The organism is Flavobacterium sp. ACN6 (assembly GCF_002304005.1).
Classification (GTDB): Bacteria; Bacteroidota; Bacteroidia; order Flavobacteriales; family Flavobacteriaceae; genus Flavobacterium.
The window spans coordinates 403073-428573 of the sequence record NZ_MRCQ01000003.1 but is presented as its reverse complement, the minus strand read 5'-3'; the positions used below and the strand labels follow the sequence as shown (position 1 = coordinate 428573).

Annotated in this window: 22 protein-coding genes and 1 tRNA gene; 9 read left to right on the top strand and 14 right to left on the bottom strand. The window is 32.7% G+C overall.

What is annotated here, in order from left to right:
* Positions 1 to 461: transposase (locus BSF42_RS07340; RefSeq protein WP_253251005.1), on the top strand; the 461-nt coding region annotated here is incomplete at its 5' end.
* A gap of 138 nt (positions 462 to 599) precedes the next feature.
* On the opposite strand, the gene BSF42_RS07335 is transcribed toward BSF42_RS07340, so the two are convergent.
* Positions 600 to 677, bottom strand: a tRNA-Val gene (locus BSF42_RS07335).
* A 178-nt stretch (positions 678 to 855) separates the two neighbouring features.
* A complete protein-coding gene (locus tag BSF42_RS07330) occupies positions 856 to 2082 on the bottom strand; it encodes a folylpolyglutamate synthase/dihydrofolate synthase family protein (RefSeq protein ID WP_095952421.1) in 1227 nt (408 codons plus the stop codon).
* Positions 2083 to 2213: 131 nt separating this feature from the next.
* Here BSF42_RS07330 and BSF42_RS07325 point away from each other — a divergent pair, with 131 nt between their 5' ends.
* Both BSF42_RS07325 and BSF42_RS07320 read left to right on the top strand, forming a co-directional pair.
* Positions 2214 to 2906, top strand: coding sequence for a MotA/TolQ/ExbB proton channel family protein (locus BSF42_RS07325; protein WP_095952420.1), 693 nt, complete (start codon positions 2214 to 2216; stop codon positions 2904 to 2906).
* 3 nt (positions 2907 to 2909) lie between these two features.
* Positions 2910 to 3305 (top strand): biopolymer transporter ExbD, encoded by a 396-nt coding sequence (locus BSF42_RS07320; RefSeq protein ID WP_095952419.1) that lies wholly within the window; start codon positions 2910 to 2912, stop codon positions 3303 to 3305.
* Between the two features lie 428 nt (positions 3306 to 3733).
* Here the strand turns inward: BSF42_RS07320 and BSF42_RS07315 are convergent, their stop codons facing one another.
* The 3 genes from BSF42_RS07315 to BSF42_RS07305 all read right to left on the bottom strand — a co-directional run bounded on the left by BSF42_RS07315 (position 3734) and on the right by BSF42_RS07305 (position 7137).
* Positions 3734 to 4645: a hypothetical protein gene (locus tag BSF42_RS07315; RefSeq protein WP_095952418.1), complete on the bottom strand. Its 912-nt coding sequence runs from the start codon at positions 4643 to 4645 to the stop codon at positions 3734 to 3736.
* Positions 4646 to 5194: 549 nt separating this feature from the next.
* Positions 5195 to 6421, bottom strand: a complete 1227-nt coding sequence (locus BSF42_RS07310) for a Glu/Leu/Phe/Val dehydrogenase dimerization domain-containing protein (protein ID WP_095952417.1) — start codon at positions 6419 to 6421, stop codon at positions 5195 to 5197.
* Positions 6422 to 6561: 140 nt separating this feature from the next.
* A complete protein-coding gene (locus BSF42_RS07305) occupies positions 6562 to 7137 on the bottom strand; it encodes a chalcone isomerase family protein (RefSeq protein WP_095952416.1) in 576 nt (191 codons plus the stop codon).
* Between the two features lie 486 nt (positions 7138 to 7623).
* On the opposite strand from BSF42_RS07305, the gene BSF42_RS07295 reads away from it, so the two are divergent.
* From BSF42_RS07295 to BSF42_RS07275, 5 genes are all read left to right on the top strand, one after another.
* On the top strand, positions 7624 to 8766 hold the full coding sequence (locus BSF42_RS07295; protein ID WP_095952414.1) for an acyl-CoA dehydrogenase: 1143 nt from the start codon (positions 7624 to 7626) through the stop codon (positions 8764 to 8766).
* A 142-nt stretch (positions 8767 to 8908) separates the two neighbouring features.
* The gene (locus BSF42_RS07290) at positions 8909 to 9886 is read left to right on the top strand and encodes a M28 family peptidase (RefSeq protein ID WP_095952413.1); all 978 of its coding nucleotides are present in this window, start codon (positions 8909 to 8911) and stop codon (positions 9884 to 9886) included.
* Between the two features lie 35 nt (positions 9887 to 9921).
* Positions 9922 to 10599, top strand: coding sequence for an SDR family oxidoreductase (locus BSF42_RS07285; protein WP_095952412.1), 678 nt, complete (start codon positions 9922 to 9924; stop codon positions 10597 to 10599).
* Between the two features lie 42 nt (positions 10600 to 10641).
* Complete coding sequence (locus tag BSF42_RS07280) at positions 10642 to 11919, top strand: hypothetical protein (protein WP_095952411.1); 1278 nt, start codon at positions 10642 to 10644, stop codon at positions 11917 to 11919.
* 43 nt (positions 11920 to 11962) lie between these two features.
* Positions 11963 to 12559 (top strand): SprT-like domain-containing protein, encoded by a 597-nt coding sequence (locus BSF42_RS07275; RefSeq protein WP_095952410.1) that lies wholly within the window; start codon positions 11963 to 11965, stop codon positions 12557 to 12559.
* 226 nt (positions 12560 to 12785) lie between these two features.
* Here the strand turns inward: BSF42_RS07275 and BSF42_RS07270 are convergent, their stop codons facing one another.
* The 7 genes from BSF42_RS07270 to gcvP all read right to left on the bottom strand — a co-directional run bounded on the left by BSF42_RS07270 (position 12786) and on the right by gcvP (position 23078).
* On the bottom strand, positions 12786 to 13547 hold the full coding sequence (locus BSF42_RS07270; protein WP_095952409.1) for an ABC transporter ATP-binding protein: 762 nt from the start codon (positions 13545 to 13547) through the stop codon (positions 12786 to 12788).
* Positions 13547 to 14293, bottom strand: a complete 747-nt coding sequence (locus BSF42_RS07265; protein WP_095952408.1) for an ABC transporter permease — start codon at positions 14291 to 14293, stop codon at positions 13547 to 13549. The genes BSF42_RS07270 and BSF42_RS07265 overlap by 1 nt, the downstream gene beginning before the upstream one ends.
* 81 nt (positions 14294 to 14374) lie before the next feature.
* The gene (locus BSF42_RS07260; protein WP_095952450.1) at positions 14375 to 15223 is read right to left on the bottom strand and encodes a glycosyltransferase family 2 protein; all 849 of its coding nucleotides are present in this window, start codon (positions 15221 to 15223) and stop codon (positions 14375 to 14377) included.
* A gap of 178 nt (positions 15224 to 15401) precedes the next feature.
* Positions 15402 to 15923 (bottom strand): methyltransferase, encoded by a 522-nt coding sequence (locus tag BSF42_RS07255; protein ID WP_095952407.1) that lies wholly within the window; start codon positions 15921 to 15923, stop codon positions 15402 to 15404.
* A 262-nt stretch (positions 15924 to 16185) separates the two neighbouring features.
* Positions 16186 to 17244: a 3-oxoacyl-ACP synthase III family protein gene (locus BSF42_RS07250; RefSeq protein ID WP_095952406.1), complete on the bottom strand. Its 1059-nt coding sequence runs from the start codon at positions 17242 to 17244 to the stop codon at positions 16186 to 16188.
* A gap of 227 nt (positions 17245 to 17471) precedes the next feature.
* Positions 17472 to 20090, bottom strand: a complete 2619-nt coding sequence (locus BSF42_RS07245; protein WP_095952405.1) for an NACHT domain-containing NTPase — start codon at positions 20088 to 20090, stop codon at positions 17472 to 17474.
* A gap of 138 nt (positions 20091 to 20228) precedes the next feature.
* The gene (gene gcvP, locus BSF42_RS07240) at positions 20229 to 23078 is read right to left on the bottom strand and encodes an aminomethyl-transferring glycine dehydrogenase (protein ID WP_095952404.1); all 2850 of its coding nucleotides are present in this window, start codon (positions 23076 to 23078) and stop codon (positions 20229 to 20231) included.
* A gap of 210 nt (positions 23079 to 23288) precedes the next feature.
* On the opposite strand from gcvP, the gene BSF42_RS07235 reads away from it, so the two are divergent.
* Positions 23289 to 24095, top strand: a complete 807-nt coding sequence (locus tag BSF42_RS07235; protein ID WP_095952403.1) for a hypothetical protein — start codon at positions 23289 to 23291, stop codon at positions 24093 to 24095.
* Positions 24096 to 24548: 453 nt separating this feature from the next.
* Here the strand turns inward: BSF42_RS07235 and BSF42_RS07230 are convergent, their stop codons facing one another.
* The gene (locus BSF42_RS07230; protein ID WP_095952402.1) at positions 24549 to 24947 is read right to left on the bottom strand and encodes a DUF1090 family protein; all 399 of its coding nucleotides are present in this window, start codon (positions 24945 to 24947) and stop codon (positions 24549 to 24551) included.
* Between the two features lie 48 nt (positions 24948 to 24995).
* The gene (locus BSF42_RS07225; protein ID WP_095952401.1) at positions 24996 to 25451 is read right to left on the bottom strand and encodes an SRPBCC family protein; all 456 of its coding nucleotides are present in this window, start codon (positions 25449 to 25451) and stop codon (positions 24996 to 24998) included.
* Positions 25452 to 25501: the final 50 nt, after the last annotated feature.

Genomic DNA, 25501 nt, shown 5'->3' with positions numbered 1-25501 from the left:
AAAACAAAACATACATTCCCAAGCTTTTAATCAACGGAGATTCCGTAAAACAGTTATTAGCCAGAAGCAGATATTTACTTTATAAATCTCGCGAAAAATGGACTCAAAGCCAAAATGAAAGAGCTCAGCTTTTATTTGAGTTATATCCCGATCTAAAGAAAGCTTACAATCTAAGTCAACAACTCCGAGGAATTTATAACAATAACAACGATAAACATATTGCCATGACAAAACTGGCCCATTGGTATAGAAATGTAGAGGAATCAGGTTTCAAAAACTTCAATATCCTACTTAATACCATTTCTTTTAACTACCAGTCAATCTTAAATTATTTTGATAACAGAAGTACTAATGCTTCAGCAGAATCTTTCAATGCAAAAGTAAAAGCTTTTAGATCGCAATTTAGAGGAGTCAGAAAAATAGATTTCTTCTTATTCAGATTATCTAATCTTTTTGCTTAATCCCCAACTTTTGCACCTGATCCGTTTTTTAGATGCGTATATTGAAAAGTATCAAAAATCTAAAAAAGAAACTTTTGACGAATTTTTTAAATAAATAATAGAACATAAAAAAACTCCTTAATTTCTTAAGGAGTTTCTTGGTGGGCGATGAGGGGTTCGAACCCCCGACCCCCTCGGTGTAAACGAGGTGCTCTGAACCAGCTGAGCTAATCGCCCTATTTTACTAGGTTGCTATCGTTTGTGATTGCGAGTGCAAATATACGCTTGTTTTCGAGTTCTGCAAAGAAATTTGAAGAAAAAATAAAACTTTTTTTAAAATAATTTATATCTCGCTGTTTATGAATTTGTTATTAAAATGATTTTTTTGAAGTTTTATGTATATCAAAAGTATATTTTAGTTCAAAGGCAGTTCGGCAACTACAAAAGTACTTCCGCCAACATAAATAAAATCTTTTTCCGAGGCATTTTTCTTTGCTTCCGCGAAAGCGATTTCAACCGAATCGTATTTTTCTCCATTCAAACTGAATTTTTCAGCTGCATTTTTTAAAATTTCGGCAGGCAAACCCCTTGAAGAATTTGGACTGCAGAAATAATAATGTGCATTTTTCGGGAATAATGGTAAAATTGAATCCAGATCTTTATCATTCACAACACCAAGAACAATATGCAGTTGTTCAAATTCTTCTTTTTGAAGCTGATTCATTACAACTTCTAAGCCGTGTTTGTTGTGTGCTGTATCGCAAATAATTTTCGGATTTTCGCCCAATTGCTGCCATCTTCCTTGTAGTCCAGTATTTTTTACAACATGCAATAAACCTTCTTTCAATTGTTCAGTCGAAATTTTAAAATCGGTTTGATTGTTCAGAATGGAAATAGTCTGCTGAACTGTTTTCTTATTATGAAATTGATAATCTCCAAGTAAGTCTGATAAATAAATTTCTCCGATTAAATCGGAAGCAAAAGAAATTGGCGCTTCATTTTCTTCGGCTTTAGCCAAAAACACAGGTTTTGTTTCTTCGGTATATTCGCCAATAACAACAGGAATATTTGGTTTTATAATTCCTGCTTTTTCGCCTGCAATTGCCTCCAATGTATTTCCTAAAAACTGCGTGTGGTCTAAACCGATATTGGTAATGACAGAAACCAAAGGCGTAATAATATTTGTCGCATCAAGCCTTCCGCCAAGGCCGACTTCGATAATTGCAATATCGACTTTTTCAGCAGCAAAATAATCAAAAGCCAAACCAACAGACATTTCGAAGAAACTCATATCATTTGCTTCAAAAAACGATTTGTGCTTTGCTATAAATTCGCAAACAAAATCTTCCGAGATTTCTTTTCCATCAATTTTAATCCTTTCCCTAAAGTCTTTTAAGTGTGGAGAAGTATACAATCCAACCTTGTAACCTGCTTCCTGTAAAACAGAAGATAACATATGCGACGTAGATCCTTTTCCGTTTGTTCCCGCAACATGAATGCATTGCAGCTCACTTTGAGGATTGCCAAGATGAGCCGCCAATAATTTAATATTGGTTAAATCTTCTTTGTATGCTGAAGCACCTTGCAATTGGTACATTGGGAGCTGATTAAACATCCACTCGGTAGTATCTTGATAGTTCATTTATTTTAGATAAAATAGTTGTCGATTGAAATAAATTTCGATTTTTGTAGTTTAATATTACAGCGAAAATTATCTTTATTGCAAATTTCAAATATTTTTTAGAATTAATTATTAAAAACCAGAATTAATATATGTTTAGTTTTATTCAATTACAAACAGATACGATCGCACAGGCTTCAAATGTAGTTATCGAAAAGATAGCTCCAGAAAATGAAATTTCAATGTTTGGCTTTATTATGAAAGGTGGAGTCTTCCTTATTCCAATTGCGATTTTATTGTTTTACACTATTTACCTAATCTTTGAACGCTATATGTACATCAGCCGAGCTTCAAAAATTGACGGCAGATTAATGCAGGATGTTGGAGATAAATTACATTCTGGAAATATTGAATTAGCAAGAACAATTGTTGAAAGAAGTAATACTGCCGCTGGAAATATCTTAAAAGAAGGCGTTTTAGTAATCGGAAGACCAATTGCCGAAATAGAATCAAATATGGATCGCGCAGCAGATATCGAAATTGGCGAAATGGAAAGACATTTAGGTCATCTTGGACTTATCGCAGGTATTGCGCCAACTTTAGGTTTTATTGGAACTATTTCTGGGGTAATTAAAATTTTCTACAGCATTTCGGTTACAGAAAATATTAGTATCGGAAACATCTCTGGAGGTTTATATGAAAAAATGATTAGTTCTGGTTCAGGATTAATTGTGGGTATTATTGCTTATAGTGCTTACCACTTATTAAACGGAAAGATTGATGATTTTGCTTTAAAAATCCAGAAACAGATTTTAGAATTTGTCAATATAATTCAAAGAGCGTAAGATATGTCTATTAAAAGAAAAAGAAGATTTCACGCCGAAGTAGCGACTTCATCTTTGAGCGACATTATGTTTTTCCTGTTGTTATTTTTCTTAATTATCTCAACGCTGGCAAATCCGAATGTTATTAAGATGACATTGCCAAAAGCGAAATCTAATGAAAAAACCAATAAGCAATTAATTAGTTTATCAGTTACAGAAGATAAGCAGTTCTATATCGACAAACAACCTGTTCCGTTTGAAGAGTTGGAAGCTACTTTAATGAATAAAATTGGCGCAGACAAAGAACAAACAGTTGTAGTTCGAATTCCGTTTAATCTGCAGGTTCAAGACCTTGTCGATGTTTTGCAGATAGGAGTAAAGAACAACTTGAAATTTGTAATCGCAACAACTCCAAAATAAGAATAATTATTAGGGCGTGACCACAATAAAAAAATGGGCCAATCAGCATAACGTTGATTCGCCCATTTTTTTATTGCGGTCGGGCTATACGCGCTACTTCGGTAGCTAGCTTCTATCCCTCACGCGTGCGCAGTTTTTAGTCTCAGTCTCAGTTTTCAGTCTCAGTTTTCAGTTTCAGTTTTCAGTCTCAGTTTTCAGTCTCAGTTTTGAGTTTTAGTTTGCAGTGTCACTTTCAGTTTTCCACAATCTTGTCATTTCGACAGAAGGGAGAAATCACACAAGAAACTCTGCAAATTTTTTCTCCAATCTTTGTCGAATCCCGCGTGTGATTTCTCCCTTTGGTCGAAACAAACTGGATAAAAATAAAAAGGCTTTCTAAATTTTAGAAAACCTTTTTTTATGGTAATTAATTAGTGTAAATCTGTGTTTTAATTCAAACTGAAATTATAAGTAATCGTTCCGGTTTGTTTTGCTGGAGCATTGCTGTCAGCATCCCATTTGGTATTCAAAGCAGCCATTTTAGCCTGTTCTCTTAAACATTTAGCTGTAATTGTAGTTCCTTTGAATCCAGGAACGGCACTAATAGTATTTCCGCTTTTATCAACGGTAATTTGTACCACTACAGTCCCTGTTTCGTTGCTACAATCACTATTTGGTTTAGGTTTAGACAATGCTTTTCGGCCATTTAAAGAATAACCCGATCCGCCGCCAGAACCACCGCCGCTTCCAGCTCCGTAGCCGCTTCCGGTACCAATACCATTTCCAGTTCCGTTACCGCCGCCAGTTCCTCCGCCAGAGCCTCCAGAACCGTAATATCCGTTAGAGTTTAAGCTTCCGTTTGCTTTTCCTTTATTTCCAGATGCCTTATCATCTCCATCGCCGCCTTTATTAGAGCCTTTCATAATACTCGCCAATGCATCGTTGGTTGAATTAGAAACTTTAGGTTTTTCAGGAGCAGGTTTTGTAATTGGTTTTTCAACCGGAACAGGTTTCTTTGGTTTTTCTTTTGTCGGAATTACAACGTCAGTTTTATCAGGGACAGCATTTTCTTGAGTAACAATCGCTTCCTCTTCAGGAGTCGATTTTGCAGGCGCTTGTTTTGCATTGTTTTTTACATCCAGAACCTCACTTTTAAAATTAGCTCCAGAACCTACATCGCTGTCACCAAAATTTACGGTTACGCCGCCACCGCCACCACCACCGTCAGCAAGTGCAACATTGTTTTCTGGATTATAGGGAGGCCAAAAACGTATAAAAAAAAGCAATAAAATTATTACCGCATATATAGCTGTAGTGAGTAGTAATGATTTCTTTTGATCTGAAGAAATAGTGGAACTCATTTTGATTCTGAATTTTGAAATGTATTATTTAAAAACGTTTAAAAGTACTAAAAATTGTTTAGAATGAAAGTGTAAGGCGAGATTTAACCGCAAAGAGCGCTAAGATTTTTTAAATTAATTATAACGCAAAGCACGCTAGGTTTTACCCAAAGAAACGCAAATTTTTATTTGTCCTAAATTTGAGTAAATATTTAGATTAAAAGTTCGCAAAGTTTATCTGCAAATAGCTTTGCGGACTTAATATCTAGATCTTGCTTGCGCTCTGAATTAAAGTAACTTCGCGCACTTAGCGTTAAAAATCTGCTTGTTGTTTAACCGCAAAGCGAGCAAAGGTTTACGCAAGGTGCGCAAAGTTGGTTATTTTTTAAATCTCGCAAAGTCACAAAGTCACAAAGTCACAAAGTCACAAAGTCGCAAAGAAACTTAAAAATGAAAAACTTTGCGCCTCTGCGCCTTTGCGAGAAATAAATTAGCGTTCCTTGCCATTAAAACAAAAAAAACGAGCCGAATTACTATTCGGCTCGTTTGTAGCAAAAGTATAAAATAAAATTACACTAACTGTTTCAATGCAATTTCGAAAGCTGTTGCACTGATATTTGTTTTAGACGAATTCAAAGCGTGAGCTTTTACGATCGCATTTTTTATAATTTCTGAAGTATCGTTAAAGATAGCCTCATCTGTCATTTGTACTTTTTTCTCCATGAAATAAGCAAAAACTCTCGCCATTCCGCAGTTTGAAATGAAATCAGGAATCAAACTTACTTTATGATCTACTTCTTCCATGATCGAACCGAAGAAGATTTCTTTATCAGCAAAAGGAACATTCGCACCACAAGAAATAACTTCCAGTCCGTTTGCAATTAAACTGTCAATTTGAGCATGAGTAACCAATCTTGAAGCAGCACAAGGCGTGAAAATTTCTGCGCCAATTGTCCAGATTTTAGAATTAATTTCTTCAAACGGAATCATATTTTCGGCAACCAATTTATTTCCATCTTTATTTAGGAATAAAGTTCTGATTTCCTCAAAAGAAAAACCATCTTCTTTAATTAATCCTCCGTCACGATCAATAATTCCGATAACTTTCGCTCCCATTTCAGCTAAATAAAAAGCTGCAGCAGAACCTACATTTCCAAAACCTTGAACGATTGCTTTTTTACCTTTTATATCACCGCCATAAGTTGCATAAAAATGACGAACTGCTTCTGCAACACCAAAACCAGTAATCATATCTGCTACTGTATATTTTCTTGTTACATCTGGTGAGAATTTTGGATTTTCGATTACCTTAATTACACCTTGACGCAACTGACCAATTCTGTTGATTTTATCAGCTTCTGTTGGTTTAAAATGTCCGTTGAAAACACCTTCCTGCGGATGCCATACACCGCATTCTTCTGTCATTGGAATTACTTCATGGATTTCATCAACATTTAAATCTCCTCCAGTTCCGTAATAACTTTTCAATAAAGGAGAAACCGCTTTGTACCAACGCTGTAAAACACCTTTTTTGCGAGGATCGTTCGGGTCAAAATTTATTCCAGATTTAGCACCGCCAATTGCAGGGCCGGAAACAGAGAATTTAACTTCCATAGTTTTAGCCAAAGACAAAACTTCATTCATGTCTAGACCTTTTCTCATTCTTGTTCCTCCACCCGCAGCTCCTCCACGAAGTGAATTAATAACAGTCCACCCTTCGGCTTCTGTTTCTGAATCTTTCCAATTGAAAACAATTTCAGGTGACTTGTTTTCAAATTGTTGTAATAAATCTTTCATTTTGTTGTGATATGTTTATTTTGCGTAAATGTATAAAATAGAATAATGCGAATAATGTATTCCGAGTCAAATATATAAAACAAAAAAGAAAGCCGAAAACAAATTGCTTTCGGCTTTGTATTGTATGATGTTTTAGAAAATTACATTCCTAATAAATTCTTTTTTAAAGTTTCATCTACAGGTTTGTTAGATAGCCAGATTCCAAATAAAGCTTTTTTGAAATCAAATCCCTGGATTTTCCCTTTTAAAACCTCATTTTTAAAAACATTTATCGTTTGGTCCAACGGATTGTAAGCTAATATAAATACATCTTTTTCTGTAATTGCATCGCTCAAATAGCTTTTAAAGGTTTCAATTCTAGGACGTAATTCTCCAAGATTGTCTCCGGCAGATTTTTCAAAACCAGCATTCATGGCCTTAGTTAGTTTATTAGAAGAAACCATTGAAGAGGTGATTTCGATTCTAATAGCCATTTCTGTATCGCTGTCGATAATAAATTGTGGGTCTTGACTTAGTTGAGATAAATATAATGCTTGCACATAAACTTCTAACCACATTTTTGATCTTCCGCCAGCTCCATTAAGTTGTAAAGTTTTGCCTTGAAATTCTATTTTTCTAGGAACTGTTACGCCATTAACATCGATTTGAGTCTGCGCCGAAACGGTCGAAAATTGTAAGCTTAAAAGGAGTGTAAGTAATAGTAAAATCTTTTTCATGTTCTATCAATTATTTATTTTTTGGGCAAAAATAATGTTAAATTATCAATATTTAGCTCATTTACAGCATGTTTTTTTCTTGAAAATTTTACAACTAATTTTTCTATTGTATTAAAAATCAAATTAGTAAGAGTTATTTTACGTAGTTTTACGCAATTTAAGATTTGTTTAATGTTGAAATTGAAAATTTACGATGATTTTTTAGTTTTTAACGCTCAGAAAAGATAAAATTAGATTCTTAAAATTTAGAAATTTTGCTGCAATATTAATGTTGATTTAAAAGAAAACCTAAATTATCACGAAAACGTTATCGTAATCTTTGTTGATCTATTAATTTTATATGCATGCATTGTAAAACTGACTTTTAAAAAGTATCTTTGAAAGCCTTTGACTTAAAAATAAGGCCCCGAAAAACACAAAAAACTAAACTAACAAACTATCAACTAAACAATTTTTTGGTTGAAAAAACAATTAAAGTAAATTACTATGGATTTTAATCTTACCGAAGAACATTTAATGATTCAGCAGGCAGCAAGAGATTTTGCTCAAAATGAATTACTGCCAGGAGTTATTGAACGCGACGAAAAACAAATTTTTCCAACAGAGCAAGTAAAGAAAATGGGAGAATTAGGGTTTATGGGAATGATGGTTGATCCTAAATACGGTGGAAGTGGTTTGGATACTATTTCTTATGTTATTGCAATGGAAGAAATTTCTAAAGTAGACGCATCTGCTTCTGTTGTAATGTCTGTAAACAATTCTCTAGTTTGCTGGGGATTACAAGAATATGGAACTGAAGAACAAAAACAAAAATATTTACCAGGTCTGGCTTCTGGAGAAATTCACGGTGCATTCTGTTTGAGCGAGCCTGAAGCAGGAAGTGATGCAACTTCGCAAAAAACTACTGCAATTGATATGGGTGACCATTATGTAGTAAATGGAACTAAAAACTGGATTACGAACGGAAATACCGCTTCGGTTTATTTAGTAATTGCACAAACGCATCCTGAATTAAAGCATAAAGGTATCAATGCTTTGATTATGACTAAAGATATGCCAGGTTTCTCTGTTGGACCAAAAGAACAAAAAATGGGAATTCGTGGATCTGATACGCACTCTCTAATGTTTTCTGATGTAAAAGTTCCAAAAGAAAACAGAATCGGTGAAGATGGTTTTGGATTTAAATTTGCCATGAAAACTCTTGCAGGTGGTAGAATTGGTATTGCTTCTCAAGCGTTAGGAATTGCTTCTGGAGCTTATGAATTGGCTTTGAAATATTCTAGAGAGCGTAAAGCATTTGGAACAGAGATTTGTAACCACCAAGCAATTGCTTTTAAATTGGCAGATATGGCTGTTAATATCGAAGCAGCACGTCATTTGTGTATGAAAGCAGCTTGGGATAAAGATCAGCATAAAAATTACGACGTAAGCGGCGCAATGGCAAAACTATTCGCTTCACAGGTTGCAATGGATACTGCGGTAGAAGCAGTTCAAATTCACGGTGGAAATGGATATGTAAAAGAATACCACGTAGAGCGTATGATGCGTGATGCAAAAATCACTCAGATTTACGAAGGAACCTCAGAAATTCAAAAAATTGTAATTTCTAGATCAGTTATTGCAGGATAGTTTTTTACTAAATTATATTCAAAACCCTTTCAGCTTTGTAGTTTGAAAGGGTTTTTTTATGAATATTCTATTACTTTTCATAAGTTTATACTTTTAAGCATCATTTTGTTGTCACTCAATTTAAAATCAAACACCAGCCATTATGAAAAAACTATACTTTTTGCTTCCTTTTATTTTCTTAGCATGTAAATCAAGCACCACAACTACAAGCGATAAAGATGCTCAATCCAATTCGAAACCAATTGTAGTAAATTACAAAGTCAGCGAAACTGAAATTTCAGATTTCTTAAAATATCTTTCTTCAGATGAATTGGAAGGACGTGAAACGGGAACTAAGGGAATTGAAAAAGCAGCTGTTTTTTTAGAAGATTTTCTAAAGAAAAACAATGTCAAGCCTTACTTCAAAACGTATCGTGATACTTTGACGAACTTTAAAACCCCAGCTTTTAATATTGTTGGAGTAATAGAAGGCACAGATCCAGAACTAAAAAAAGAATTTGTCGTTTTAAGCGCGCATTATGATCATATTGGTGTTGAGAAAAAAGAACAAGCTGATAAAATAAATAATGGTGCCAATGATGATGCTTCTGGTGTTACTTCTGTAGCAGCAATGGCAAAATATTTCAGTTCAACTAAAGCAAACAAAAGAAGTATACTAATCGTGTTTTTTGCAGGAGAAGAAAAAGGACTCTTAGGTTCAAAAAGTTTAGTTCAGAAATTAAAAAAAGAAGATTTTAATCTTTACACGCAATTAAATATCGAAATGATCGGTGTGCCAATGAAAAGAGATTATCTAGCGTACATTACAGGTTTTGACAAATCGAATATGGCATCAAAAATAAACGAATACACAGGAAAAAATACGATTGGATTTTTACCAAAAGAAGCAGAATATAAATTGTTTTACAGATCTGATAATTATTCATTCTTTGAAGCTTTTGGTAAACCATGTCAATCCCTAAGTACTTTCGATTTTGAGAATTTTGATTTCTATCACCATGTTTCAGATGAGTTCAAGCTAATGGATATTCCACATATTACTTCATTCACCCAAGATTTATTACCAGCAGTAACAAAAATTGCAGTTACGCCGACACAAGAAATTACCATGAATAAATAAGAGGTCGTTTTACTGCATTTGATTATTTTTGCTTCATGAAAAATATTATTGTTACCGGAACGAGTAGAGGAATAGGTTATGAGCTTGCACTGCAATTTGCAAATGCAGGAAATCAGGTTTTAGCCATTTCAAGAAAAATACCTAAAATACTTTTGGAACACCAAAATGTAACTTGTTTATCAATTGATTTAGCAGATGAAAAGGCTTTGGAAGAAGTAGATCATTTTCTTTCTTCAACATGGAAAAAAGTTGATGCAGTTGTACACAATGCAGGCGCTTTACTTTTAAAACCTTTTGCAGAAACTACGCAGGCTGATTTTGAAAGTATTTACAAAGTGAATGTTTTTGCAGTTGCAAATCTTACCAGAATTTGTCTTCCGTATTTACAAAGCGGCAGTCATGTTGTTACGATCAGTTCAATTGGAGGCGTTCGCGGGAGTCTTAAATTTGCAGGACTTGCAGCTTACAGCTCAAGTAAAGGTGCTGTAATTACTTTGAGCGAGTTATTAGCAGAAGAATATAAAGAACAAGGTATTTCGTTTAATGTATTGGCTTTAGGTTCTGTTCAGACTGAAATGCTGCATGAAGCTTTCCCAGGGTATCAGGCACCAATTTCTGCAGAAGGAATGGCAACTTATATTTATGATTTTACATTGAATGGAAATAAATATTTTAACGGAAAGGTGCTAGAAGTTTCATCTACGAATCCGTAATTAAGATTACTGTTTTTAACCCAAATCAAATAAATCTACTCTATGAAAAGAAAAATTACTATTCTTTTAGTTTCCTTATTCTTTGTTTCTTTCAATATGAAAATGGCTGCACAGTCATACAAATCTCAGGTTTTAAGTTTTTACAATTATGCTTTTCCAGAAAACTATATTCCAGCGGGATATTATAGCTACGGAGTTAAATTACATCTTTCTCCAGATTTAATAACTGTATTTATCGATGGAGAAAAAAAAGGAACTCGTCCGCCATTGTCTTATAATGAGTTTTTTAAAGAAAAAGATTTACTGAGATCTATCATTGGTACGGATACCGAACCAGATCTTAAAGGGCATCACATTCCAACTATAATGGAATTGGGTTATACACAAAGAGATGCTGAATCTAAAGATCATTTTATTTTAGATGTTTCCATAAAAAATATTGCTTACACAGCGAATATTAAAGAAACAACGACTAATGAACTTCCGTTTTCATATGAGATATTTTATAGATATGATGCAGTGTACAAAATAATAAACAGTCTGAGCAAGGAAGTAGTGATGGAAAAATCATTTAACGTTAAAGAGCAGACTAATGTTTCTGGTAGCTTTGAAGGTTTTAAAGTTGCTGGTAAAACCAGAGGCGAAATGGTCAATTACTTAACTGCAAATATTGACAGGGATTTACTTTATAATCAATTGGTTAAAAATATTCAACAAAATACAAGAGTAAGATTAGTCTCTTGGGTTGATATTGAATATTATCAAGACAGTTATTATTTTTCAAGAATTTCTAAGGAAGATAAAAACCCAATTTTTCTTAAATTAAACCAAGATGTTGATGTTCTTGAACAATGGTCTAAAGGAAAGGCAGAACCAATTTTAGATGATGCTCTTATTGCTTCGAATGGAGAATTTATCGAAAAAAATAGTTTAGTAATAAAAGACGAATCAAAACGTTTTCAGGATGAAACACGTTTAAAGAATTATGAAAATTTTCTAAACAAGAAAAAGGTTTTTACCGATTTTATTCTAAAAATGAATCAATACTCAAAAGAATTAGATGAAAAGGATAAAGGACAAAAAGCAGCTTTGTGGGCTTGTTATATCAATATCGCGTCTAGTTTTGAACTTTTAAACAATCCGAAAAGCAGTTTAGAATATATTCAAAAAGCATATGCTTTAAAATACCAAGAAGGTAAAGTAAGAAGTATTGAAGAAGGAGTAAAAGCCAGAGAAGCCAAACGAAATGCGTTTTTTGATGCAGCTGGTGAGATTAAAAAAGACGTTAACAGTCAATATTTTAAATATTTAACTTTATAAAATATATTTCGAAGTATTTTTGAGTTAATCAAACTACATTATCTTGAGCGAAACTTTAGCTAAATATATTCCCGAATATGCGGTAAAACCCGTTTTTGATTTGATAGTGGCCAATCAGGTACACTTGAAAATTGTAAACGAACGTCAGACGCGTCATGGTGATTATAGAAGAGGGCCAAACGGTAAACATGAAATTACGGTTAATGCAAGCTTGAATAAATATAGGTTCATGATTACGCTGATTCATGAGATTGCACATTTAGTAGCTTTTGAAAAATTTGGGCGAAATATAAAACCTCACGGGAACGAATGGAAATATACTTTTCAGCGTTTGATGGTGCCGTTTATCAGGCCGGAAATATTTCCAAGTCAGATATTGCCTTTATTGGCCAGACATTTTAAAAACCCTTCGGCAAGCAGTGATACCGATACCACTTTGTCTTTGGCATTAAAACAATTCGATGCGGACAACGATAAGAATTATGTTTTTGAAATCCCTTTTGGAAGTGTTTTCAGAATCAAAAACGGAAAAGTATTCAAGAAACTGGCCGTAAGAACTAAACGTTTTGAATGTATCGAAATAAGCTCTGGAAAAACGTATCTTTTTAATCCAAATGCGGAAGTAGAGCTGATGAGTTAAATTTCAATCCCGAAGCCTTGGGAGAAAATCCATTCCCGAAGCCTCGGGATGAAATTCCAATAAAAAAATTCCAAATTCCAATTCGCATGAAATTCTAATAAAAAAATTCCAAATTCCAATTTAAGAAACTCAATAAAAATCCCAAATTCCAATTTGAACAGTTGGAATTTTTATTGAACTTCCAGTTATTGGAATTTGTATTTTTTTTATTGGAATTTAAAAAGATCTAGCCTTTCAAATAAGCTTCTCTAACTTTTTTAAACAAGTTAGAAGAGTAAACAAATTTGACAATATCTTTATTGTCGGTTACGAAAATTTCTTCCTTAGTTCCCTGCCAAGCTTTTACACCTTTTTTCAAGAAAACGATGTTCTCTCCAATTTCCATTACAGAATTCATATCGTGTGTGTTAATTACAGTTGTGATGTTGTATTCTTCTGTAATTTCCTTAATAAGGTTGTCAATCAATGTCGAAGTGTTTGGATCTAAACCTGAGTTTGGCTCATCACAAAACAAATATTTTGGATTGTTTACAATTGCACGCGCAATCGCAACACGTTTCTGCATACCTCCCGAAATCTCTGAAGGCAGTTTTTTATGCGCTTCAACTAGATTTACTCTTTCTAATACAAAATCAACTCTTTCTTTGATTTTTGCTTTATTATCATTGGTAAACATCTTTAAAGGAAAAGCAACATTCTCTTCAACAGTCATAGAGTCGAATAAGGCACTTCCTTGAAAAACCATTCCAATTTCAGTTCTTAGTTCTCTTTTTTCATCTGGATTTAATTCAGAATAAACTCTTCCGTCAAACTCAATTGTGCCTGAATCTGGCGTATGAATCCCTAATAAAGTCTTTAATAAAACGGTTTTTCCAGATCCACTTTGTCCAATAATCAAGTTGGTTTTGCCAGATTCAAAAACTGTCGAAACACCTTTTAAAACCTTACTGTCACCAAATGATTTTTCTATGTTTTTTACTTCTATCATTATCCTAATAATAATTGAGTTAGTATATAATTAAAAAGAATGATACAAACAGATGTCCATACAAACGATACCGTACTGGCTCTACCAACTTCAAGTGCACCGCCTTTCATATAATATCCATGAAAAGAGGGAATAGTAGCCAATAACATTGCAAATATTAAAGTTTTAATAAAAGCATATGTAATGTGAAACGGAATAAATTCCATTTGAGCACCTTGAATAAAGTCTTGACTAGTTGAAAATCCGCCGTATGCACAAGCAAGCCATCCACCAAAAACACCCAAAAACATACTAATTCCGATTACGAAAGGATACATTAATAAAGCTACTATTTTTGGAAAAACAAGGTAGTTTAATGAATTAACACCCATAACTTCTAAAGCATCAATTTGCTCCGTTACACGCATTGTACCGATACTTGATGTAATATAAGATCCCATTTTTCCGGCCATAATTACCGAAATAAAAGTTGGGGCAAATTCTAAAATTACAGATTGACGTGTAGCAAAACCAATTAAATATTTTGGAATTAAAGGATTGGTTAAGTTTAAGGCCGTTTGAATGGCAACAACTCCTCCAATAAAAAAAGATATAAAGCAAACGATACCAAGAGAATCGATAATTAAATCATCGATTTCTTTGAAAATCAAATTTTTCATAACAGGCCATTTAGTCTGTTTATTGAAAATTTCTTTAAGCATTAAAAAATATCTTCCTATTTGGGATAAATAACGAATTAGCATCATAAGTTTTAGAAATATTGGCTAAATTAAGGATTAGTTTACAGTTTACCGTTTCACTTGGCAGTTTTTTAATTTTTTTTAAGATTAAAAAAGCTTTTGTTTCATTTTTTGCAAACGGTAATTTCTAATAAATTTAGCTTGTTCTTGGGTAACGAGTAAGGGAGTTTTAGCTTTTTTAGCTTTCAAAAAACCATTAATATAATCTAAAAAGAGAAGTGGCTTTTTCTTCATCATCGCCAGTTTTGCCGAAGCAATTGCTGTGATCCAGAAACCGTAGCCTAAAGTATAAAAAGCTTCACCTTGTTTATAACGTGCTGTTTTGTTGTAGTTTGCGCCAGTTGGTTTTAAATGTTTTACATGTAAAGATTCATCTGTAACAATTTTCCAACCGTAAAATTTACAAAGTAATTCATCTACTGTGTCCCAGCCCATTGCAGGTTTTAAGCCGCCAATCTGCTGAAAAGTTGCTGCACGATAAGCTTTTAAAGCACCGCGGATATGGTCTTTATCCGTTAGGTTTTCTAAAACCCATTCACCGTTTTTATCTATGTAACAAAATCCACCTGCCATTCCGATTTTAGGATCAGATTCGAAATGTTTGATTATAGTTTCAAAATAATTTGGAGGAAAAATTAAATCACCGTCTATTTTTACAATAATGTCATAATTGGAATCCAACGTTTCAAAACCTTTCTGAAAAGCCTGAATTACTTTACTTCCCGGTAAATGAATCGCATCTGAAGTTTTGTTTACAACAGAAATAAACGGATTTTCCTTTGCAAAACCCAATACAACTTCTTCTGTTTTATCAGTCGAATTATCGTTTACAACCACAACTTTTGATGGCAGAACAGTCTGTGAAACCAAAGATTGTAGAGTCAAGCCAATAAGTTCTTGCTCGTTGTGCGCGGGAATAACGATGTAATACTTCATTTTAAATTCCAATTTTTTAAATTCAAAAATAAATTCCAATCTTTTAAAATTCCAAATTCCAATACTTAAAGTAAATTCCAATTTTTAAAAATTCCAAATTCTAATTTAACCAGTTTTAAATTGGAATTTGAAATTTATTCCATTTTGGAATTTGGAATTTTATTTTTGGAATTTGCCGTTAGGCTCTCTCAGCAGCAACAATATAATATCTAGGAGTAAAATATCTTAATAAGGGTCTGAATCCGAATTTTTTTACTGGGTGCGTAAACTGTAAACGATCTGTTATTTTCCAGCCTGTTTTTTCTAAAAGCCAGTCTAACTGCCAGTCCTCAAATTCATGGTAATGTCTGTCCCACATATCAGTTTTAGAACGATATGCTGGCGAAAACCATAAACGTAACGGAATTGAAATTAACAATTTATCGCATTTTACGTTTTGTAAAATCGTGTATGGGTTTAGCAAATGTTCGAAAATTTCAAAAGCAGTAAAAACACTATATTCCTCTGTTTGTAAAGCGGTTTGATCGTTGTCTAAATCTTCGCCTTTTGTGTTTTTTACTTTATAACCATTTTCTTCCATTATTTTAGAAAACGGATTGGGTACACCAAAATCAAAAATTACTTCTGATGTGTTAACATGTTTTTGTAAAAATTCTAAAGTAAGTTTGAATCTTTTATTCGGAAACGTTTTCTCGTACATTATATATGTTTTAAGCAACAAAGGCGCAAATATACAAAGTTATCCTCTTTCTTGTTTTTTTAATTGGAATGAAATAGAAGTGTTTTGAAAGAAGTTTGGAATGCATTTCTCGAAAAGACGCGAAGTTGCAAAGTTTTGAAAAAAAAATAACCATATAAGTGATATAAGATATTTTAAGTTTTCACTTAATTGAACTTATATCACTTTTATGGTTTAATAAACTTTGCGAGATTATTTCACTCAAAATTATATAAAAACTTTTTTAGCAGCGATACACAAAAGCATTAATATTCATTCCGGCTCCAACAGAAGCAAAAATAATTACATCACCTTTATTAATTTCATGACCTTCAATTTTTCCTTTTAGGATTAAATCGTATAAAGTAGGAACTGTCGCTACACTGCTGTTTCCTAAATCGTGAATGCTCATTGGCATAATATCTTTAGGTGCCGTTTTATCGTATAATTTGTAGAAACGTTCGATAATAGCTTCGTCCATTTTTTCGTTTGCCTGATGAATCAAGATTTTTTTAACCTCGTCAATTCCAATACCACTTTGATCTAAACAGCTTTTCATAGCGCACGGAACATTGCTAAGGGCAAATTCGTAAATTTTACGTCCGTACATTTTGATGTATTTAATATCTGGATCTAAATCAGGATTATATGATTTTCCGAAATACAGATAATTTGCTTCGTCGTTAGCGTAAGTAGCACTTTCATAAGATAATAATCCAGCTTCATCAGTAGAGGCTTCTAAAATCGAAGCACCTGCACCATCAGAATAGATCATTGAGTCACGATCATGATCGTCAACAACTCTAGATAAAGTTTCAGCTCCAATCACTAAAACTCTTTTTGCCATTCCTGATTTGATGAAAGCATTGGCTTGTAAAACTCCTTCAATCCAGCCTGGACATCCAAAAAGAATATCATAAGCAACACATTTAGGGTTTTTAATGGCTAATTTATTTTTAACTCTTGTAGCTAAACTTGGTAAAATATCTGTTTGATGCGTTCCTGTTTTTACATCACCAAAATTGTGAGCAAAAATAATGTAGTCTAAAGTTTCAGCATCGATTCCGGCATTTGCAATTGCTTTTTCGGCTGCAAAAAATGCTAAATCAGATGCAGTGTATTCAGGTTCTGCATAACGACGATTTTCAATTCCGGTAATACCTTTGAACTTTTTAATTACAACTTCGTTAGGGTAACCAAATGGAGTTCCATCTTCATTTAAAAAAATATGTTTATCAAAGTCTGTGTTCTTTACTTCTAAATTAGGAATATAACTCCCAATGCCAATTATCTTTATTTTCATTTCCCTTTAATTATCCGATAAATTTAGTGCTAATGTATAAATAATATTATGATAACTATCATAAAAAATAGTATGCATGCATATAATTATGAAATAACTATTTTTCTGTAAATATATTGTCTTTTTTCTAATGATTTTTTAATATTTCCTAGATTTCAAACGATTGAAATGAGTTGCTATTTTGTTTTTTATTTCATAATATCTTTAATGTAATAGTTCTATACTTTTTAATCACCAACATATTTAATATAAAATTTCAATTCATGAGTGTCTGGAAACGTTTCTTCATAAACTGATTCAATAGTGTGATTCTGTTTAGTAATTTCGTCAAGAATGTTTTCTTTAAACAAATAATCTAACCAATCTTCAGTAGGGACTTCTACGTTCAAAAATTTAACATTTGTAAAAGAGTTGCTTTCTAAAAAATTGAGATCATAAAATCTACATTCGATAAAATTGACATTTGTAAATTCATTATGTCTAATTATACAATAATAGAATTCGCAGCAATTAAAGTCTGTGTCTATGATTTCATTTTCCATTATATATTTAAAATTACAGAAATCATTAAATTTTGATTTAATAACTATTTCATGCATTAAAGCATTAGCACAATATGAATCTCCATCAAAATTAATATAATTAAAAGTTGTAGTTCCTAAATCTGATAATGAAAACAAAAAGCGATTAATATTTGAATTTGTATTTATTTCTAAATTAAAGTTATCTTTTGATATATTAATAAAGTTCCAAAATAGATTAAATATTGAAATTGATTTTTCTAATACTGACAAACTGTTATTTTTACTTGAATAATCTAATAAAAAATCATCTTCTGATAGTTTGTAGAATATTTTTATCGATTGATTAAAAACATTTCTTTTTATGTCGTTTTTTTCACTTTCAATAATATTATAAAGATTAGACCGTATAGCTTGATCAAACTCTTTTTGACCTATTAATCTATTAAGTAATGCAAAGTAGGAATCTTTTGAAACATTTTCGTATTCATCTTCATCATCGATTTCTTTTTTTAGTAATAGATTTTTATTTTCCTCCCACATATACTCTGCAGTTAAATATTCCCATAGTGAATTATGGAAAAATTCAATTGCGGTTTCATTAGTTTTATTATTAGTTTCTTGAAAATAAAAACTTATAAGTAAATATTTGTTTATTTCTTTAATTTCCTCTTGAGATTTAACTAAGTCCTCATTAAAGCATCTTTTAATGAATTGTTTGGTAGAATTTAATCCCGATAATTTATCTAAAGTGATATATAAATTGGGTGATTGATATATTTCAAAAGCAATACTTCGAATATATCTTCGTAGATATTTGGTGTAAAGTTTATAATCTTCTTTTACTTTTGGTTTAATATAGTCAAGTTGTCCTCTTTGTTTATCCCAATTCCTTTTTGCTAAAGAATCAAAAAATTTATCATAAAGATTAGCTTTTGAATCTTTTTCATCTATATCAATATCCGTTATTGCAACAAAATATATTAAAACAGCTTGCTGTAAAAGTTCTTTAATATGAATATATCTTTTCGTCTTTATTATTTTCTTTATTTTTTTTAAAAAATTATTTTTAGGATAAAAGACTTTAAATTTTTCAGCGTATAATAATATTTGTTCATCACTTAGAATGTCCAGCTGACAAACTAGCGATTTGTCAAGACATGGATCGCTGACTCTTAGGTAATTAAGTCTAGAGGTTAGAATAATCTTTAAATCATTATTTTGTTGAGTAGTTTTATTTAATCTATCATATAAGTTTTTTAGATCGTTATCGTTTAATCCTCCAGCCATATAGGCCTCATCTAATCCGTCTAAAATTATTATACAACTGTCTTCTTCGAATGATAAATTTTGACAGAGATGTTTATTAATTGTATTAAATGTATCATTTATAAAATCTTTTGCAACTAAGTCTCTAATTTTTATAAAATAAAGAGGAACTTTAGGTAAACCAGAATTATTTTCTAAATAATCATAAATAACTTTATAACAAAATGATGTTTTTCCTTGTCCAGGCTGACCTAATAAGAATAACATATTATAATTTGCTTTCAGGTCATTGTATTTAATTCCTTTTAAAAAATATTTATCTAAAAAAGTGTGAATCGATATTTTAGATTCTGGCGATTCAAAATCTTCAAAATTATCTTCATTTCGAAAGTCGGTATTATTTTTATATATTTTAAAATATGGATCAATATATAGATCTTTTAAAGACTCTTTACACTCTTCAATATCTGGCTGCAAAGGATTTATGAAAAAACTTTTTATGGATCGGTAGTGTACTAATTGTCTATCAAATGTTTTATTTTGATTAAAAATAGGATTGTTAAAAAAAACAATCAATTCATTGTAATAATCACTTTTTTCTTGAAATTCTGTTTCCAGATTATCTCTGTACTTAGAATAATACTCGTATTCAAAGTTTACAGGTAGGGGAATTTGTAATTCGCGTAAATTAAGTTTAAATATTTTGTATGATTCTTTTAAGTAACTTGGATTGTATTTTAAGATGTCCTCAAAAAAATCTTTAGTTATTGCAATCTCTTGTTCGAAATAATTTTTAATTGCAATTTCAAATTCAGCAGATATTACTGAAAGCCCAATAGTTTTATTTAATATATCTTGTCCCAACTCTTTCTTTAGTTGAGTATTTGTTGTTTTAAATGTATTGAATAAAAGTTCAAATGCTTTCATTTCTTTAGATTGGGAAATTCCAACTACTTCTGTTAAGGCGGTTCCAATATTAAAATCAAAAACATTTTTGACAGCTTCTTTAAAGTTTAAGTTTTTTGTGTAGTCTGAACATTTAAGTTTTATTTCCATTGGATAAATTAATTTTTGGTTTGATAGTTTAAATGCAATTATACATAAAATAAAATGTTGAATTAAATTTTTTGTAAAAAAAATACCCCAATTCTGATTTTTCAGATTGAGGTATTTTATATGAAAGAAAACTAAATTTTAGCTTTCCATGTAAGCTTCAATAGGAGCACAGCTACAAACTAAATTTCTGTCACCATAAGCATCGTCAACGCGACGAACAGATGGCCAGAATTTATTGTCAGCAATATACTCTAATGGGTAAGCCGCTTTTTCTCTTGTGTAAGGGAAAGCCCAGTTATCAGTAGTTAACATTGCCAAGGTGTGCGGTGCATTTTTCAATACGTTATTTTTATCATCGGCTGTTGCAACTTCAATCTCTTTTCTGATTGAAATAAGAGCGTCACAAAAACGATCTAATTCTGCTAAATCTTCAGATTCTGTAGGTTCGATCATTAAAGTTCCCGCTACAGGGAAAGAAACCGTAGGAGCGTGGAAACCGTAATCCATCAAACGTTTTGCGATATCACCCACTTCAATTCCGTTTTCTTTAAATGAACGACAATCTAAAATCATTTCGTGAGCCGCTCTTCCGCATTCTCCTGTATAAAGAATTGGATAGTGTCCTTCAAAACGCGCTTTCATGTAATTGGCATTTAAAATAGCATGTTCTGTAGCGCTTTTTAATCCTTCGGCACCCATCATTGTGATGTAACCGTAAGAAATCAAACAAACTAAGGCAGATCCGTAAGGTGCAGATGAAATAGCTGTAATAGCCTGCTCACCACCAACTTTTAAGATTGGGTTTGTTGGTAAAAACGGAACTAGTTTTTCGTTCACGCAAATTGGTCCAACTCCAGGTCCACCGCCACCGTGAGGAATAGCGAATGTTTTGTGTAAGTTTAAGTGACAAACGTCGGCACCAATTGTAGCCGGATTTGTTAATCCAACTTGCGCGTTCATGTTTGCACCATCCATATATACTAATCCGCCATTGTCGTGGATTAATTTAGTGATTTCAATAATTGAAGATTCGAAAACTCCGTGAGTAGAAGGGTACGTTACCATTAAACAAGATAAGTCATCTTTGTGTTCAATCGCTTTTTCTCTTAAATCTTCTACATCAATATTTCCTTCCGGAGTAGTTTTAGTAACGATAATTTTCATTCCGGCCATCGCTGCAGAAGCAGGATTGGTTCCGTGAGCAGATGAAGGGATTAAACATACATTACGGTGACTTTCATTTCTTGATAAATGGTAAGCACGAATCGCCATTAAACCAGCATATTCTCCTTGAGCTCCAGAGTTAGGCTGTAATGTTGTTCCGGCAAATCCGGTAATTACATTCAATTGCTCCTCCAATTTTTTAAGCATCGTGATATAACCTTCAGCTTGTTCTACTGGTGCAAAAGGGTGAATGCTGTTCCAGTTTGGCATTGATAAAGGCAACATTTCTGAAGCTGCGTTTAATTTCATCGTACAAGAACCTAATGAAATCATCGAATGGTTTAACGATAAATCTTTACGTTCTAATTTTTTGATGTAACGCATGATCTGACTTTCTGAATGATGATTGTTGAAAACATCATGCGTTAAGAAAGGTGACGTTCTTTCTAATGAAGCCGGTAATTGACTTGCAGCAGTTAATTCAGAAACCGTAAAAGTTTCTTTTCCTAAAGCATCAGCAAAAATGGCAATAATTTGGTTGATGTCGGCAACAGAAGTTGTTTCGTTAAATGAGATAGAAATCGTATCAGCATCAACATAGAAAAAGTTTACTTCATTTTTCTCCGCAATAGCTTTTACTTTTTGAGCATCTGCTTTTACTAAAATAGTATCAAAGTAAGCCGTATTGGTTTGGTAAACTCCTAATTTATTTAAAGCTTCAGCAGCAGTAACTGCAGATGCGTGAACTTTTCCTGCAATATATTGTAAACCTTTTGGTCCGTGGTAAACCGCGTACATTCCGGCCATAACCGCTAATAAAACCTGAGCCGTACAAATATTTGAAGTTGCTTTTTCACGTTTAATATGCTGTTCACGAGTTCCTAATGCCATACGTAAGGCGCGATTTCCGTTTACGTCGATGGAAACTCCAATAATACGACCTGGCATAGAGCGTTTGTATTCGTCTTTAGTGGCAAAAAAAGCAGCGTGAGGACCACCATAACCCATTGGTACACCAAAACGTTGTGAAGTTCCAACAACTACTGCAGCTCCCATTTCTCCCGGAGAAGTTAAAGCAGCAAGTGACAAAATATCAGCAGCAAAGGCAACTTTAATTTCATTTTCTTTTGCTTTAGCAACAAAATCACTGTAATCATTTACTTGACCATATTTTCCGGGGTATTGTAAAATAGCTCCGAAGAATTCATTTGAAAAATCAAATGTTTCATGGTTTCCAACAACTAATTCAATTCCAACGGGAGTTGAACGTGTTTGAAGTACCGATAAAGTTTGTGGCAAAATTTCTTCAGAAACGAAGAATTTGTTAGTATTGTTTTTCTTTTGGTCACGTGTACGAACGTCAAACAACAAAGCCATCGCTTCGGCTGCAGCAGTTCCTTCGTCAAGTAAAGATGCATTGGCAATTTCCATTCCTGTTAATTCAATAACAGTAGTCTGGAAATTTAAAATCGCTTCTAGACGACCTTGAGCAATTTCTGCCTGATAAGGTGTATAAGCTGTATACCATCCTGGATTTTCAAAGATATTTCTTTGAATTGGAGCCGGAACAATAGTTGGATGATAACCCAAACCAATATAAGATTTGAATACTTTATTTTTCTTTCCTAGTTCCTGAATATGATTTGCAAATTCGTATTCCGTCATTGCAGGATCCAAATTCAAAGGCGCTTTTAAACGAATATCATCCGGAAGGGTTTCATAAACAAGTTGTTCAATAGATTCAACACCAATTGTTTGTAACATGTGTTGAAGATCTGTTTCTCTTGGACCAATGTGTCTTAAAGCAAAAGCATCTGTTTTCATTTGTAGCAGTCTATTTTTTAAAGATCAAAAGTAATTTGCCGAGTGTTTTATACTATTTCACAGGGTTTATTACATTTTATAGTAAATGTGTTGTTTTTTTGTGGCGCAAAATTAAGTATTATTAATAATTTAATGGGTATTTTTAACTTCAATTTTTATCAAATTTCTAACTAAAGAGTTGATTTGTTACCAATTGATTAGATTTGAGGCATGAAACTTCTAAAACAAATAGTTGATTTTTATTTAAACAGCAGTATTCACGTGGCTTTATCGTGTTATGCTTTGGTCCGAATTACATTTTACTTCTTTCATATTCAGTATGATGAGCCAATGGCTTTATTCGTTTTTTTCGGAACAATTGTAGGATATAATTTCGTAAAGTACGATGCTTTAGTTCGCGTTAAGAAAAAACCAATCGGACTGCAGTTGAAAATAATTGCTATTTTGAGTTTCATTTCGCTGCTATTAGTCGGATATTATTTTTTCCATCTCAAGCAAATTACCCAAATCGTCTCTGTTGTAATTTTTGCCATAACAGCACTTTATACTTTACCTTTTTTCCCGAATAGAAAAAATGCCAGAAACTGGGCAGGAGTAAAAATCTATATTGTTTCGCTTTGTTGGGTAGGAGCGACTTTGGTTTTGCCTTACATAAATGCCGAAGTTCCCTTTACAGCCAACTTTTTTATAAAATGCGTACAGCGATTTGTTTTAGTTTTTGTACTGATTTTAGTTTTTGAAATTTTGGATCTGGCGAATGACGATCCGCATTTAAAAACCGTTCCGCAAACTATCGGCGTTAAGCGTACAAAGATTTTAGGATTTTCACTTTTGGTTCCGTTTTGGGTTCTAGGTATTTTAAGTTTTACCCTTCACGATCTTATCATCAATTTAATAATGGTCGTGACTTTGATGTTATTTATTCTCTTTGCCAATACAAACCGCTCCAAATATTATACTTCTTTTTGGGTCGAAAGCGTTCCCATTTTTTGGTGGTTAATGATTGCGTTACTGTAGTAAAGACCTCAAGTTTCTAAATGATTTGGGCGTGTTCGCCGAAAAAAGCGAACCGGGCTATCCGCTTCAAGTCCTCGCACTTCCTTCGTCAGGCTGTGGGCTATCCGCTTCTATCCCTCACGCAAACCGTAAAACGAGAAAATTCATTTTTAAATATATTTTCAGCCATTAAGCCATTTTCTTTTTACATCGTTTCCCACGGTTCAAACCGCGGGCTATGTTTAATGTATAGCTTGAAAAATAAATTTTGATTCCATTTTTTGAATTGCCTCCAGCTCTAGCTGGAGGTCAAAAGAAGATTAGATCAGGGCTTTAGCCAAAATATAAAGTTTGGCTAAAGCCGAGAAAAATTCCATTGCAATATCATCCAGATAAAGCTATTCAAATTGTTTTTTCAATCTGCTCAAATCTGCAAAAAAAACTCTTCGCATTTATTCAAAAAACAAAAAAAATCTATTTCGTTTTCTGTTCAGCAAGTGCTTTATTCAAATCTGCTTTAGCTTCATTTAATTTTTTTCTCTTTTTATCGATTTTTTCTTTGCTCTCTTTGTCTTTAATCGCTTCGTTCAAATCGGCAGTTCTCTCGTTTACTTTTTGCTGTTTCTCTTTTACCTTTTTGTCAAGATCTTTATTTACCGTTTTGGTGGTACAGTTTTTCTTGGTTTGCGCAATAGCATCTTCAACTCCCTTAATTTGGTTTTGATTTCCTGCTTTTTTAGCAGCAGTAAGTTTGGTATTTAATTCACATAATTTTCTTTCACATCCTTTTAAGGTTGTGCAATTGCTTTGAGAAAATCCAACAATAGAAAAGGCGAAAAATGCTATCGATAAAACTTTAGTTTTTAATTTCATAAGTCTGATTTTAAGTTAGATACTTTTCTTAAAAGTAAGAAATATATTTTAAATCTGTTTTTCTGAGACTTCTTTGAGTACCTTGTTCCTCTCCAAAAGAAATTGATTCAGATGTTTTTTCAGAAATAAAGCATCAAATAATCTTCCGAAAATTCCAAATGGAGTTTCATATTGTAATTTGTCTCTCATAATTGTGATTCCATTTTCTTCCTCAAAAAAATGTTCATGTTTGAAAGATTTAAATTTGCCGTGTTCCATTTCATCCACAAAATAATCATACAAATTCATTATCGTAATTCTGCTTTTATGAGTCAGATAAAAACCAAAATGTTTCCCGCGCCAAGTTACTGTTTCGTGTAAATTAATCAAACCAGATGTTACGCCCGCAATTGCTTTTTCATTGGATTCACTTGCAGATTGTTGATGAATGTCTATGTTTCTTGATGCATCAAAAACGATTTGTTTCGAGGCTTTTATTTTGGTTGTGAGGTTTATGGTTGTCATGATTGATCAACGTATTTCAAGTCCCAGCGGGACGTCATATTTATAGATTT